Genomic DNA, 13061 nt, shown 5'->3' with positions numbered 1-13061 from the left:
TACAGTGAAAAAGTCGGCATTCCTCGTGAATTCTACCGTTATTTTGTGGAATATGCGAGAATATCGGGAATGGACCGCAGGAATAAAATATTTGGATCACGTATAATATACTTAAGCAACAAGAGCAGAGTACAAAGACCAAACCGTGCAAGTTCAAAGAATTGAGGAGATTTTTATGGCTAAGCGGCTAGCCACAGAGTATGTTAATGCCAAACTGCAATTGACGAATGAAGAGATGGCTGAGTTTATCCGTTTATTTGAAGAGCAGCAAATTCACCTTCAGGTGCTAGTGCTCGATAATGGAAATCAGGAGCTCGTTCTCGAAGATGTAGCAGGGAGGGAAGAAGTCCGACTGACATTTGAACGTCAACAAGACTATTATGTATGCGTACTATCTTGCCGTCTTGTTCAACCGAGGCTGACCAATGCCATGCGAAAAGCAGTATCTGCTTTCCGCGGGAACGCGATCGTCAACCGAATCTACAGTCATTATACGATGATCTATCATTATAAGAATGGTTCCGTTCACCAAATTGTCGAAAGCTCTAAGACCGGCGACCGTGTCGTATTCGAATTTAAGGATACGCTAGGTCAATTAGAGCGGGTGTTCCGCAGTCGTCTGATTGAACGTGAGATTGGCCTTCTGGGCAGCGCAGTCAATGAGTTGCTTGATCTTCGCAACCAAACGAAGGACGCGAATGAAATTAGCAAGATCGATGAGCGATTGACCGAGTTGACTCGCAAGCTCTTCGCGTTAGAAGCATAATGGAGCAATTTAAGAAGGAATAGGGGAGCCGCTGCTGCGGCTTCTCTTTTTTTTTCCTAATATTACACGAGTGTAGAGAGCAACATTTTTCACTCTTTTGCAGTTTGTAACAGGGTATAGCGATTTGGAGACACTAAGATACTAGACATAAAGAGGAGATGAACCATGTTAAACCAAACGAAACGATTCAAACAATTCGCAGTCGGCTTTTCCTTTGCGATTGCCTTATCATTGACAGCTTGCAGCAATAATGAATCGAACAGTGATCCCACTCCGCCTCCAGCAACGTTGGCTCCTGTCGAACAGCCAAGTACAGAGCCAAGCATAGAACCTATTGCTGAACCAAGTACAAAGCCGTCCCAGCAGCCAAGTGAATCGGCAGGAACGGAGAATGGCGAAGCAGACAGCGGGACACAAACCGGTGTGCTGATCGGTTCGATATATGATCTGGCCAAGGAAGGGAAGGTCGCAGGCAGCGACTACGCTGCGCACGTCGCGCTTTATGATGATATTGAGAAGAAGTGGGGCAAGGCTGACGTAAGTGACTCTGCTGGGAAAGGCATGTATGCGACTTATGAGGACAAAGGCATTACCTTTGGCTACAACAAGGGCATGATTGTTTTTGATGTAAGATCATATGCGGACGAGCTTCATGTGATTACGTTAAAGGACCTTGAGATTGCTCTTGGCAGTGCGGATGAGACGGCGGTTAACGGTGCGGATGAAATTTACACATATCAAGTGAATAAGCAGTATCAGCTAAAATTTATAATTGCGAAAGAAACAGGAAAGGTAGATCATATCTCCGTACTGAGTCCTAAGGATGCTAAAAATAATATGGCGGGGTAAGTGGAGCTGTTGTAGCGGGATAAGCTTACCTGTCATACATTGAAAACGGGGCTGGGGTATATGCTTTTCCAGAACGCAAAAAAAAAGTATTGCAATTATTTCGGATAGATGTTATTTTTATTCTCGTTGAAAAGATTTATTGAAGATAATAATAGGAACCAGGATTCACTCAGGACATAGTTATGTTGCGAGAGATTTATCCCTCGAGAAGTGAATGACGTAGGTCCTAGCGGATGAAATTTTTCAAACATTTTATTCCTAGGAAGGGGGAACCGGAAGATGGAATACTCAACTTTCGGAAGACACGTTGCTGTTGATACTTGGGGTGTAGACTTTGATCTACTGAACAGCGCTGAATTTTTGCAATCACACATGGTAGAGGCTGCTGAAGCATGTGGTGCTACTGTATTGTCAGTTCAAGCAAAACAATTCGATCCTCAAGGCGCAACTGTACTCGTGATGCTGTCGGAGAGTCACCTCTCGATTCATACGTATCCAGAGAGAGGCTTTGCCGCGCTAGACTGTTATACCTGTGGTGAAACTGTAGATCCTCAGCTTGCGATCGACTACATGCTCGCTGTGTTGAAGCCAAAAGCGACTTATGCGAAGAAGCTTGTACGCGGTATGGGCGAACTGCAAGTGGAAGAACCGAAAATGAAACAAACTGAGCTCGTCTAAGAGCTTTAAAACTTATCGATCATAGTGAAATAACCATGGATGGAATCCATGGTTATTTCTTTGCATGAAAAGGGAATAATGAGGGTGTACTTTTCAAATATTATTCATAAATGAACATTATCTGAATGTCCAACTATGCTATAATTATCGTTAACATCAAGGCAAAGACGCACTAGAGAAGGAGGCAGGTGACCGCGCATGCACATTATCGCAGTAGGACTGAATTATCGAACGGCTCCCGTAGAAGTAAGAGAACAGTTTGCTTTCGCGGAACGGGATTTGCCGGAGGCATTGATACAGCTCATTCAGACACAAAGCATAATGGAATGTGTCATAGTAGCGACCTGCAATCGTACGGAGCTATACGCAGTTGTAGATAGGCACCATCTATGTGGACATTACATTCGCAGCTTTATGGAAAAGTGGTTTAAATTGCCTAGACAGCAATTTACGAACCATTTATATATGTATGAGGACGAGAAAGCAATCGATCATTTGTTCCGGGTTACAAGCGGGCTGGATTCGATGGTTATTGGCGAAACTCAAATATTGGGACAAGTGAAAAACGCATTTATGCTTGCACAGCAGCAGAAAACGACAGGTACCGTATTCAACATGCTGTTTAAGCAAGCCGTTACAATGGCCAAGCGTGCTCATTCCGAGACGACGATTGGCGAATCGGCTGTTTCCGTCAGCTACGCTGCGGTGGAGCTGGGAAAACGGATTTTTGGCCAATTCAACAAAAAAACGGTAATGGTTATCGGCGCTGGCGAGACGAGCGAGCTTACGGCTAAGCACTTATATGCAAATGGCGCTGACCGCGTTGTGGTGGTGAACCGGACTTATGAGCGGGCAGCAAAGCTGGCGGATAAGTTTAACGGCTCCGCATGGTCAATGGAAGAGGCGGCCGATAAGCTGCATGAAGCGGACATTATCATTAGCTCGACAGGATCGGACGGGTATGTGCTGACACGTAAGCAGGTTGCTTCAGCGATGCAGCGTCGCAAGGCAAAGCCGCTGTTCATGATCGATATTGCGGTTCCGCGTGATTTGGACCCATCGATTGCGGCGGTCGAGAACGTGTTCTTGTACGATATTGATGACTTGGAGGGCATTGTGGAAAGTAATCTGGAGCATCGCCGCCAAGAAGCAGCCAAAATCGAAGCTATGATCGCTGAAAAGATCGACCTGTTTGAGCAATGGTATAAAACGCTTGGCGTCGTTCCGCTTATTAGATCGCTGCAAACGAAAGCAGCGGGCATTCATGAGGAAACGATGAACAGCTTGACGAATAAACTGCCTGATCTTGGCGAGCATGAGCTCAAAGTAATCCGCAAGCTAACGAAGAGCATCGTTAACCAGATGATGCAGGACCCGATTTTGCGTATCAAAGAAATGGCCGGCGAGAAACGAGCAGATGAAGCGATGGATATGTTCGTCAAGCTGTTCGCGCTCGAGGATGAGCTTACCAAAACGCGTCAAGCTGAGCTTGAAGCAGCAACAGCTGCTGTCGCTGCAGAAAAAAAGAAAATCGTTCAACCCCATGCAGCCGCGGCGGTATTAGCACCTATTACAAGATAGATGGCCGCAATGTGGAGGAACTATGGTGACGCAAAACTTTTTATATGATGCGATACTTTATATTTACGCCCTGAGCCTCCTGTTTTATTTCTCCGACTTCATTAACGCAAGTCGGAGAGCGAAACGGATGGGTACAGGGCTGCTTATTTTTGTTTGGGTATTGCAGACTGGTTATTTGGTTGCTCGCATCATGTCCCATTTGCAAATGACCGATATATCGACGTTTGAATATTGGCTATGTTTTTCATGGTTGCTCGTCACCATATCGTTAGTCATCAACCGATTTATAAAGATTGATTTTGTCGTATTTTTCGTAAATGTAATTGGCTTTGCTGTTTTAGCGCTCAATCTCTATAGCAGCCCTGGAAACGGTGAATCGCTAGAGGTTTGGAAAACGACAAGAGAGCTATTATATATTCATATTAGTCTTATACTGTGCGCTTATGCGGCGCTGACGCTTGGTGCTTTGTTCGCTGGCATGTATATGTTCTTGCATAATCAATTGAAACGAAAAAAGTGGACGAACTTCGTCCGCAGACTGCCGAGCTTAGATACGATTGAGCGGTATGGAGATCGAGCCGTTATTATCGGCGTTCCGCTGCTTGCGATGTCGCTTGCCATTGCGGTTACTTCGTTGCTTGTCGAAGGACGACCTGGGCTGCTGCTGGATTGGAAAGTGCTGTCTTCATTTGGAACATTGATTATGTATGTGATTTATGTGTATCAGAGAGCGATGCTGAGAAGGCCTGGGCTGCAATTAGCCCGTTTGTATATATTTTCGTTTGGCTTGCTGCTTTTGAATTTATTTTCTAATTACTTTTCTTCCTTTCACTAGTGAAGGAACGAGGCAGCAGGGAGGAAAAGCCTAAATGAATGGATATTATCCGGTCGTCTTGCAGCTAAAAGGCAAACGCTGCGTTGTAATTGGAGGCGGGAGCATCGCGCAGCGTAAGCTGCTTGGGCTTCTGGAAGCGGGAGCGGACAAGGTGTGGGTCATTAGCCCATCGTTCACTCCGAGAATCGAAAGCCTAGCCGCAGAAGGGAAGATCGTCACCTTTCAGCGCGAGTACAGCGAAGCTGACCTGCGGGGGGCATGGCTTGTTTTTGCGGCAACCAATGACAGCCTTGTGAATGCAGAGGTAGCAGCTGCCGGGGAGCAGCTCGGCGTTCTCGTAAATGCAGCGGATGAATCAAGGAGCAGCTCATTTATCTCTCCCTCAGTTGTGAGAAGAGGCGATTTATTGCTGGTTGTTACGGCTTCGGGCGCAAGTCCCGCATTATCGCAGCAGATCAAGCAGGAGCTGGAAGCGCAGTATGGGCCGCAGTATGAAGAAATAACGATCCGGCTTCGGCGTTTGCGCGAGCTTGTGCGAAGCAGGATATTGGATGAGCAGGACAGGCAGACCGTTTTAAAGCTTGCAGCCGAGGAGGCTGTGCAGCAAAGGAGAAACAGCATTGACATCGATGAATGGCTGGAGAGCTTGCTTCATCGGATAGACAGGGGGCTTACATAATGGCAGCGGAAAATGCAGGAAAACGAGTCATCGTTGTAGGAACAAGGCAAAGCGCACTCGCTTTAACGCAGACGGGTCAAGTGATCGAGGAGCTGAAGCGCATCAGCGAGAAGCATGGCTTCAATTATACGTTTGAAGTGAAAAAAATAGTGACAAAGGGCGACCGTATTCTGGATGTCACTTTGTCCAAGGTAGGCGGCAAGGGACTATTCGTAAAAGAAATTGAGCAAGCGCTCGTTGACGGCGTTATCGACATGGCTGTTCATAGCATGAAGGATATGCCTTACTCGCTTCCGGAAGGCCTGATTAACGGCGCTATTCCGAAGCGTGTAGATCCAAGGGATTGCCTCGTCATGCGTGAAGGAGGCAGCTTGGATGATTTGCCTCTTGGCGCCCGAGTGGGTACTAGCAGCCTGCGCCGCTCCAGCCAGCTCAAAAATGCGAGACCGGATCTTCAGCTCGAATCCATTCGCGGCAACATCGATTCCCGAATTCGCAAATTGGAAACGGAAGGCTTTGACGCGGTTGTGCTTGCTGCTGCAGGCCTTACGCGCATGGGCTGGCAGGATCGCATTTCCTCGAATATTCCTGTGGATGTGTGTCTGCCTGCTGTAGGACAAGGAGCGCTAGGCATTGAATGCCGCGAGGATGACGAGCAAATACGGGAATTGCTGTCTCTGATCAATGACAATGAGACGGAGCTGACCGTACGCGCGGAGCGCAGCTTTTTGGGTACACTGAACGGAGGCTGCCAAGTGCCGATTGGCGCTTATTGCGTACTCGGCGAAGAAGACGGCGGCCAAAACGGCAAGCGCCAGCTCGTTATGACGGGAATGGTCGGTTCGCCTGACGGCACAACACTGCTGAAGGAAATGAAGCAGGGGACGGACCCCGAGCAGCTTGGACGGGATGTAGCAGCTGCACTCATCGAACGGGGTGCAGACCGCATTTTAGCTGATATTGGGGAGTGACAGGCTTGGACAAGGGGAAGGTTTATTTGGTTGGCGCCGGACCGGGAGATCCGAAGCTGATTACTGTACGTGGACTGGAATGCTTAGAGGAATGTGACGTTGTCGTTTACGATCGTTTGGCCAGCCCGAGACTTCTTCGGCATTTGAAGCCGGGGACAGAGAGAATATACGTCGGCAAGCTGCCGGACCGCCATACGATGAAGCAGGAGGAAATCAATCAGCTGCTTGTTGATTTGGCGCTGCAAGGCAAGACGGTTACGCGTCTGAAGGGCGGCGATCCTACGATTTTTGGACGTGTTGGCGAAGAGGCGGAGCTGCTCTATGACAACGGAATAGAGTTCGAAATCATACCCGGCATTACTTCGGCCATTGCCGTACCTGCTTATGCAGGCATTCCAGTCACGCACCGTGATTTAGCCTCATCTTTATCCATCATTACGGGTCATGAAAGTCCGGACAAGCTTGATCGCTCCATTCATTGGGATAAAGTAACGAATGCAACGGGCACCCTTATTTTTCTTATGGGCGTTGCCAAGATTGGATATATAGCCGATCAGCTTATCAAGCACGGCAAACCGCCTGAAACGCCGGTTGCGCTCATTCGATGGGGGACGAGAGTCGAGCAGCGTACCGTCGTCGGCACGCTCGAGACGATCGAGAAGATCGTTAAAGAGGCGAACTTCCAGCCTCCGGCCGTAATCGTCGTCGGCGAGGTGGTGCTGCAGCGCGAGAAGCTGAAATGGTACGAGAATAAGCCGCTGTTCGGCATGCGGGTGCTTGTTACGCGAGCTAGATCCCAAGCAAGCGAGCTTGCGGATCAGATTGAATTGCTAGGCGGAGAGCCTTGCGAATTTCCTGTCATTGAGACGATTGAGCCTTCCGAGACGGCTGCTATTGATAAGCTGCGCGAGCAGCTTGAGCAAGCGGAGCAGTATCAATGGCTTATGTTTACAAGCGTAAATGGGGTAGAATATTTTTTTGGCTGGCTTCGTAAATTCCGAATTGATATGAGAAGATTTTTTGGCGCCAAAATCGCAGCGGTCGGTCCTAAGACGGCAGAGGCGCTCGTAAAGCGAGGCTTAGTGGTAGAGGAGCTGCCTGCGAAGTTCCATGCGGAAGGACTGCTGGAGCAGCTCTCTCCGCAGCTAATAGCTGGCGAGCGCGTGCTGCTGCCGCGAGGCGATCTTGCGCGGGAAGTACTGCCGCGCGAGCTGAAGGCTATGGGGCTGCTGCCAACGGAAATAGATGTGTACGAGACGGTGCTTGCGGATCAGCAGGACGAGCTGGCGCTTGAATGGATTCGCGAGAAGGAGATTCATTTGATCACGTTCACGAGCTCGTCAACCGTGACGAACCTGCTGGAAGTATTAAGGCGCAAAGGTGTGCCAAATCCAGTGGAGCTGCTGTCGGATATTCCGATTGCGAGCATTGGTCCGATTACAACGCAGACGGCAATTGATGCGGGCTTGAAGGTCGCCATTGAGCCGGAGGATTCGACGCTGGCCGGCTTGCTTCAGGCCATTGCCGATTATAAGCAAAGCAACAAGCAACCATAGTGAGGAAGGAATGATTAGCTATGATTTTTCCACAAGTTAGAAATCGCAGATTGCGCAGAACGGCCGCTCTTCGGAGCATGGTAAGGGAAACGGTTCTAAGCGTAAATGATTTTATATATCCGATCTTCGTTACACATGGCCAAAATGTAAGAAATGAAATTCCGTCGATGCCGGGTATCTATCATTTATCCATGGATCTTCTGGAGCAAGAAATTCGCGAGGTCGTTTCGCTGGGCATCAAGTCGGTGCTTTTATTCGGAATTCCTGAGACTAAGGATGCGATCGGTACTTCGGCATATGACGCGAACGGTATCGTACAGCAGGCAATTCGAGCCGTTAAGGAATGGGCGCCAGAGCTTGTTGTCATTGCAGATACCTGCCTATGCCAATTCACCGATCACGGTCATTGCGGCGTCGTGCATGTCCATGAGGGTACAGGCGTTGCAGAGATCGATAACGATTCCTCCTTGGATTTGCTTGTACAAACGGCTGTGTCGCAAGCGGAGGCAGGAGCAGACGTTATCGCGCCGTCAAATATGATGGACGGCTTCGTCATTGCCATTCGCGAAGGGCTGGACGATGCTGGCTATAGCGATATTCCTATCCTTTCGTACTCCGTGAAATTTGCCTCTGCCTATTACGGCCCATTCCGTGATGCGGTTCATTCCGCGCCGCAATTCGGTGACCGGAAGACTTATCAAATGGACCCTGCAAATGTACGCGAGGCGCTGCGCGAAGCGGAATCGGACATTGCCGAGGGCGCTGATATGCTTATGGTGAAGCCAGCGCTTTCTTATCTAGACATTCTCCGCTTGCTGAAGGATAAGTACAACCTGCCGGTAGCCGCGTATAACGTAAGCGCCGAATACTCGATGGTGAAGGCTGCTGCTGCCAATGGTTGGATTAATGAGCAAGCGATCGTGCTTGAAACCTTAACGGGAATGAAGCGCGCAGGCGCTGATCTTATTATCACGTACCACGCAAAGGATGCGGCTCGTTGGTTAAGAGGAGAGGGGTAAGCAGATGAGTGATCAGTCGAACGTTAGAAATGACGCACGCTCGGTAGCTGCTTTCGCGAGAGCGAAGCAGGTCATACCAGGCGGAGTGAACAGTCCGGTTAGAGCGTTCAAATCGGTTGGCTTAAATCCTGTATATATGGAGCGGGGAGAAGGCAGCCGCATTTATGATATCGACGGCAACAGCTATATTGATTACGTAGCTTCATGGGGCCCGCTCATTATGGGACATGCCCATCCCGAGGTCATTGAGGCGATTAAGCGGACGGCGGAGAAAGGGACGAGCTTTGGCGCCCCAACCGAGCTGGAAACGTTGATGGCGGAGCTTGTCTGCGAGCGCGTTCCTTCGGTTGATATCGTCCGCATGGTGAACTCCGGTACGGAAGCGACGATGAGCGCCTTGCGCCTTGCACGGGGATACACGAAGCGCAACAAAATTTTGAAATTCGAGGGCTCGTACCATGGCCATGCCGACAGCTTGCTGATCAAAGCAGGCTCTGGCGTAGCTACGCTTGGCTTGCCTGACAGCCCAGGCGTGCCTGAGCATGTGGCCACACACACCATTACGGTGCCTTATAACGATATTGAATCCGTGAAGCTTGCGTTCGAGAAGTTCGGCGAGGAAATCGCATGCGTCATCGTTGAGCCGGTTGCCGGCAATATGGGTGTCGTACCGCCGCTTCCCGGGTTTTTGCAAGGACTTCGCGATGTGACGACGCAGTACGGCACTGTCCTTATTTTTGACGAGGTTATGACGGGCTTCCGCGTGGGCTACAGCTGTGCGCAGGGGCTTTATGACATCAAGCCGGATCTTACATGCTTCGGCAAAGTCATCGGCGGCGGACTGCCGGTTGGCGCATATGGCGGCAAGCGAGAGCTCATGGAGCTGATTGCGCCAAGCGGACCGATTTATCAAGCTGGAACGCTGTCAGGCAATCCGCTTGCAATGGCCGCAGGCTACACGACGCTGAAGCTGCTTACGCCGGAGGTTTATGAGCAGCTCGAGCGCCAAGCTGTCAGACTGCAGCTGGGCTTTGAAGCGAATGCCCGCAAACACGGTATCGCAAGCACGATCAACCGGGTAGGGTCAATGGTTTGTCCATTCTTTACAGATAACTTTGTCATTAACTACGAAACCGCCAAAACATCCGATCTGGAACGGTTCAAGAAATATTTTGCGTCAATGCTTGATTTAGGAGTAAGCGTGGCACCTTCCCAGTTTGAGGGAATGTTCGTCTCCGCGGTTCATACGAATGAGGATATTGACGCAACAATCGAAGCGCATGAAATTGCGTTTAGCCGTCTGTAGGAGGAAAATATGATGATCAATGGGCAAGTAAAGCGGAACGGGCAGTGGCTGGAGCTGGATTGGCAAGCTTTAGGCGTAGGGTCCGCTTCCGCAGCCGTTGATCCCGATTCGGAAAAAGATCCGGCCAATACGCCGGAGCTTGCACAGCCGCGGGCTGGCAGCCATCCGCATGTCGTGCGGCAGTGGCTGCTGGCCCGTTCTTTTTTTCCGCAGAAGTGGATCAACAGGCTATTTTCAATTGGCGGCATCCAGTGGAACGGGGATAAGCTTCAGCTGTTGGCTTTTCCGGCTATTGACCCGAAGGAGGATTCGCTTTATCGCAAAGCTACTATGCCGTCCCATTTGGAGGCGCCTGCCGTTATTTACGAGGATGATTTTTGCTTGGTGCTCCACAAGCCTGCGGGAATGGCCGTGCATGAAGCGTTTGCTGGGCAAACCGGCACGCTTGATGAGGCAGCGGCTAGACATTTACTGAGCCAGGGTGATCCGCTCACCGTCCGGCACATCCATAGACTCGATGATGATACTTCGGGTCCTGTGCTTTATGCCAAAAATGATTTGGCTCAGTGGGAGCTGGATGAGGCTATGCGCGCCAAGGCGATAGACAGGCATTATATTGCAGTTGTGCATGGACGATTGGCCAAGCCGTCCGGAACGATCAATCTTCCAATTGGGAAGGACCGCCACACCAAAGCGAAACGGCGCGTATCAGTGAGCGGCGAGCAAGCGATTACACACTACGAGACGATTGATGCAAGCTCGCAGCTGTCGCTTCTTCGTGTGAAGCTGGAGACTGGCAGAACCCATCAAATACGCGTTCATCTGAGCTATATCGGCCATTCGCTCGTAGGGGACGGCTTGTACGGAGGCGATGCGCGTATGCTTGGGCATCAAGCGCTTCATGGGGAAAAGCTAGTTTTTCCTCATCCTTGGACCGATTCGCCCGTTGAAGCGGTCGCCCCTTGGCCGCAGTGGCTCGTACAGCTTTCGGAAAACATACATTCCCGTTCAAAAAGATAGTCATGCTCCTGCCTAACATCCCATATAGATAAGTAGTGAATGTAACGTTAGCCCAAGCATTCAGTATGAGAGGGGAGGACTTAGGCGTGTCGGATCAAACGAACGGATTACGCTTTGACGTGTATGAGCGCGTCCATTTGCCCGATGATGTAGCGGCAATTGACGAGCTGGAGGAGATTGAGCTTGTTCCCCGTATCCAGGTCATCGATCAGGGGGATCACGCCGTACTTCGAGGGCAGCTGCTTCTGAGCGGAATTTATAGGAGTCAAAATGATTCCGAAAATTCGTTGACGCTTGAGCACTGGATACCCGTCGAAATAACGCTGCCGATGAATCGCATATCTCGGCTGGACGATATTTCGATTGAAATCGATAATTTTGATGTCGACTTATTGTCTGCCCGCACATTAAACATTACAGGTGTCCTTTCTCTAAGAGGCATTTCCGCTCAGCCTGTACAGGAGCAAGAGGAACTCTGGCGGGAAGAGCCGTTCACGGTTGTCCATCAGAGGGAAGCTTTCGAGGAACGCGCCATTGAGTTTTTAAACAGCCAATATCCTGCAAACGAGCAGCCGTACATACCGGAGCAAAATGATTTTGCTGCGCAAGAGGAGTTCTCATTCCAGCAGCGGCCGGAAGTGTCGGATGGATCGGATGACTCGATTGCATCGAATGAAACGAATGAATCGGAGCCTGCGGTTTTGATCTCATCGGCATCGTATGATACCGGATGGTCGTCCTCGCAGCTGTTCCCAAGCTCAGCGCAGCAAGCAGAAGTACCGGAGGAATTCCAAGAGGACGAGCGGGAAATCACGTTATCCTCCCAGCAAACGAGTCATGAGGGCTGGCTCGCGAATTCCGAATCATATGCGAATTTCCCAACTAGCGCTGAGCAGGAGCAATCGCCGTTCCTGAGCGCGCAGCCTGCTTTAGAGCAGGAACGCAGTGAGTTTGAAGCACAGGAGCCGCCTTTTATCATTCCAGATGCACTGCCGCAGCAGAGGCAAGATCCCGAGCAGGAAAAACCGGAGCTGCGCATCGCGGTCGGAGGCAAGCAGCCACAGCCTCAGGATGGAAGCGGATCGCCGCCTGATGTGGGCATTCTTACGCTGCTTCAGACTAGCAGGCGAGAGCAAGCAGCCCGTCAGGCAGCTGAGGAGGTTGTCGCTCAGCAGCGAGCGGATGAGGTTGCAAGAGTACAAGCGTCGGGCGATGAGATCGAATGGAAAAACTTATTTCTCGGCAAACGTTCGGAGGATACGGAGTTCCGTAAGATTCGGATGTGCATCGTGCAGAGGGATGAGACGCTTGAGGTTATTGCCTCGCGTTACAGCTTGAACCCAAGAGAAATTATCATTTATAACCGCTTGGATGATTCCAGCGTGACCGAAGGACAACTAATCTACATTCCATGATGGTTAATTATTACACAAAAGCCCCTATTGCTCATTATTTTGAGCAACAGGGGCTTTTGTTATGCGAGTTTGGTTGACTCAGAGGTACAACAAAGGTATGATTAAACATATATGCGTTATAACGACGTTGAAGGGGAATAGTACGCAGCAAAGCCTTCAGAGAGTGGAACCGTTACGCTGAGAGGTTCTGCAGGAAGTGACTGCTACGAGTCGCCCCGGAGTTGCCTGAGTCAAGCTAGAGCAACCTGTGCTCTACCGAAGTCAGGCCGGCCGCAGCCGTTATCTGTTTGAGTGTCATGCGGATTTTGTTCGCATGGAACGAAGGTGGTACCACGGAAGCTAAACCTTTCGTCCTTTATGATAAGGGCGGAAGGTTTTTTTGTTTT

Annotated in this window: 12 protein-coding genes and 1 other annotated feature; all 12 genes read left to right on the top strand. The window is 50.0% G+C overall.

All coding sequences use genetic code 11. The annotated features are described in order from the left end of the window. Positions 1-175: 175 nt before the first annotated feature. A complete protein-coding gene (locus AC2TDN_RS09905) occupies positions 176-766 on the top strand; it encodes a non-ribosomal peptide synthetase module (protein WP_484687834.1) in 591 nt (196 codons plus the stop codon). Positions 767-931: 165 nt separating this feature from the next. Next, the gene (locus AC2TDN_RS09900; RefSeq protein ID WP_482066426.1) at positions 932-1615 is read left to right on the top strand and encodes a DUF4309 domain-containing protein; all 684 of its coding nucleotides are present in this window, start codon (positions 932-934) and stop codon (positions 1613-1615) included. Positions 1616-1894: 279 nt separating this feature from the next. Continuing rightward, on the top strand, positions 1895-2293 hold the full coding sequence (speD, locus tag AC2TDN_RS09895; protein ID WP_053374775.1) for an adenosylmethionine decarboxylase: 399 nt from the start codon (positions 1895-1897) through the stop codon (positions 2291-2293). 198 nt (positions 2294-2491) lie between these two features. Beyond that, entirely contained in the window at positions 2492-3874 is a 1383-nt protein-coding gene (gene hemA / locus AC2TDN_RS09890; RefSeq protein ID WP_484687833.1) for a glutamyl-tRNA reductase, read from the top strand. Between the two features lie 22 nt (positions 3875-3896). Then, a complete protein-coding gene (locus AC2TDN_RS09885; RefSeq protein WP_484687832.1) occupies positions 3897-4709 on the top strand; it encodes a cytochrome C assembly family protein in 813 nt (270 codons plus the stop codon). A 34-nt stretch (positions 4710-4743) separates the two neighbouring features. Continuing rightward, a complete protein-coding gene (locus tag AC2TDN_RS09880; RefSeq protein ID WP_484687831.1) occupies positions 4744-5388 on the top strand; it encodes a precorrin-2 dehydrogenase/sirohydrochlorin ferrochelatase family protein in 645 nt (214 codons plus the stop codon). After that, positions 5388-6359, top strand: coding sequence for a hydroxymethylbilane synthase (hemC, locus tag AC2TDN_RS09875; protein WP_484687830.1), 972 nt, complete (start codon positions 5388-5390; stop codon positions 6357-6359). Before AC2TDN_RS09880 ends, hemC begins: the two co-directional genes overlap by 1 nt. Before the next feature lie 5 nt (positions 6360-6364). Next, positions 6365-7915 (top strand): uroporphyrinogen-III C-methyltransferase, encoded by a 1551-nt coding sequence (gene cobA, locus AC2TDN_RS09870; protein WP_484687829.1) that lies wholly within the window; start codon positions 6365-6367, stop codon positions 7913-7915. A 20-nt stretch (positions 7916-7935) separates the two neighbouring features. Further along, on the top strand, positions 7936-8934 hold the full coding sequence (gene hemB, locus AC2TDN_RS09865; RefSeq protein WP_484687828.1) for a porphobilinogen synthase: 999 nt from the start codon (positions 7936-7938) through the stop codon (positions 8932-8934). A gap of 4 nt (positions 8935-8938) precedes the next feature. Then, a complete protein-coding gene (gene hemL / locus AC2TDN_RS09860) occupies positions 8939-10240 on the top strand; it encodes a glutamate-1-semialdehyde 2,1-aminomutase (protein WP_484687827.1) in 1302 nt (433 codons plus the stop codon). 9 nt (positions 10241-10249) lie between these two features. Then, entirely contained in the window at positions 10250-11260 is a 1011-nt protein-coding gene (locus tag AC2TDN_RS09855) for an RluA family pseudouridine synthase (protein ID WP_482066434.1), read from the top strand. A gap of 86 nt (positions 11261-11346) precedes the next feature. Then, positions 11347-12675: a LysM peptidoglycan-binding domain-containing protein gene (locus tag AC2TDN_RS09850; protein ID WP_482066435.1), complete on the top strand. Its 1329-nt coding sequence runs from the start codon at positions 11347-11349 to the stop codon at positions 12673-12675. 118 nt (positions 12676-12793) lie between these two features. Continuing rightward, positions 12794-13034 (top strand) — a binding site (T-box leader). The last annotated feature ends 27 nt before the right edge of the window (positions 13035-13061 follow it).

It is taken from the genome of Paenibacillus sp. Y660, assembly GCF_057221575.1.
The sequence above is the reverse complement of the archived record's forward strand: the minus strand, read 5'-3'. Positions and strand labels throughout refer to the sequence as shown.

What these genes read in the sequence shown, in the direction of transcription:
- AC2TDN_RS09905 (WP_484687834.1), top strand. Translation starts at nt 176, where the DNA reads ATGGCTAAGCGGCTAGCCACAGAGTATGTTAATGCCAAACTGCAATTG.
- AC2TDN_RS09900 (WP_482066426.1), top strand. Translation starts at nt 932, where the DNA reads ATGTTAAACCAAACGAAACGATTCAAACAATTCGCAGTCGGCTTTTCC.
- speD (WP_053374775.1), top strand. Translation starts at nt 1,895, where the DNA reads ATGGAATACTCAACTTTCGGAAGACACGTTGCTGTTGATACTTGGGGT.
- hemA (WP_484687833.1), top strand. Translation starts at nt 2,492, where the DNA reads ATGCACATTATCGCAGTAGGACTGAATTATCGAACGGCTCCCGTAGAA.
- AC2TDN_RS09885 (WP_484687832.1), top strand. Translation starts at nt 3,897, where the DNA reads ATGGTGACGCAAAACTTTTTATATGATGCGATACTTTATATTTACGCC.
- AC2TDN_RS09880 (WP_484687831.1), top strand. Translation starts at nt 4,744, where the DNA reads ATGAATGGATATTATCCGGTCGTCTTGCAGCTAAAAGGCAAACGCTGC.
- hemC (WP_484687830.1), top strand. Translation starts at nt 5,388, where the DNA reads ATGGCAGCGGAAAATGCAGGAAAACGAGTCATCGTTGTAGGAACAAGG.
- hemB (WP_484687828.1), top strand. Translation starts at nt 7,936, where the DNA reads ATGATTTTTCCACAAGTTAGAAATCGCAGATTGCGCAGAACGGCCGCT.
- hemL (WP_484687827.1), top strand. Translation starts at nt 8,939, where the DNA reads ATGAGTGATCAGTCGAACGTTAGAAATGACGCACGCTCGGTAGCTGCT.
- AC2TDN_RS09855 (WP_482066434.1), top strand. Translation starts at nt 10,250, where the DNA reads ATGATGATCAATGGGCAAGTAAAGCGGAACGGGCAGTGGCTGGAGCTG.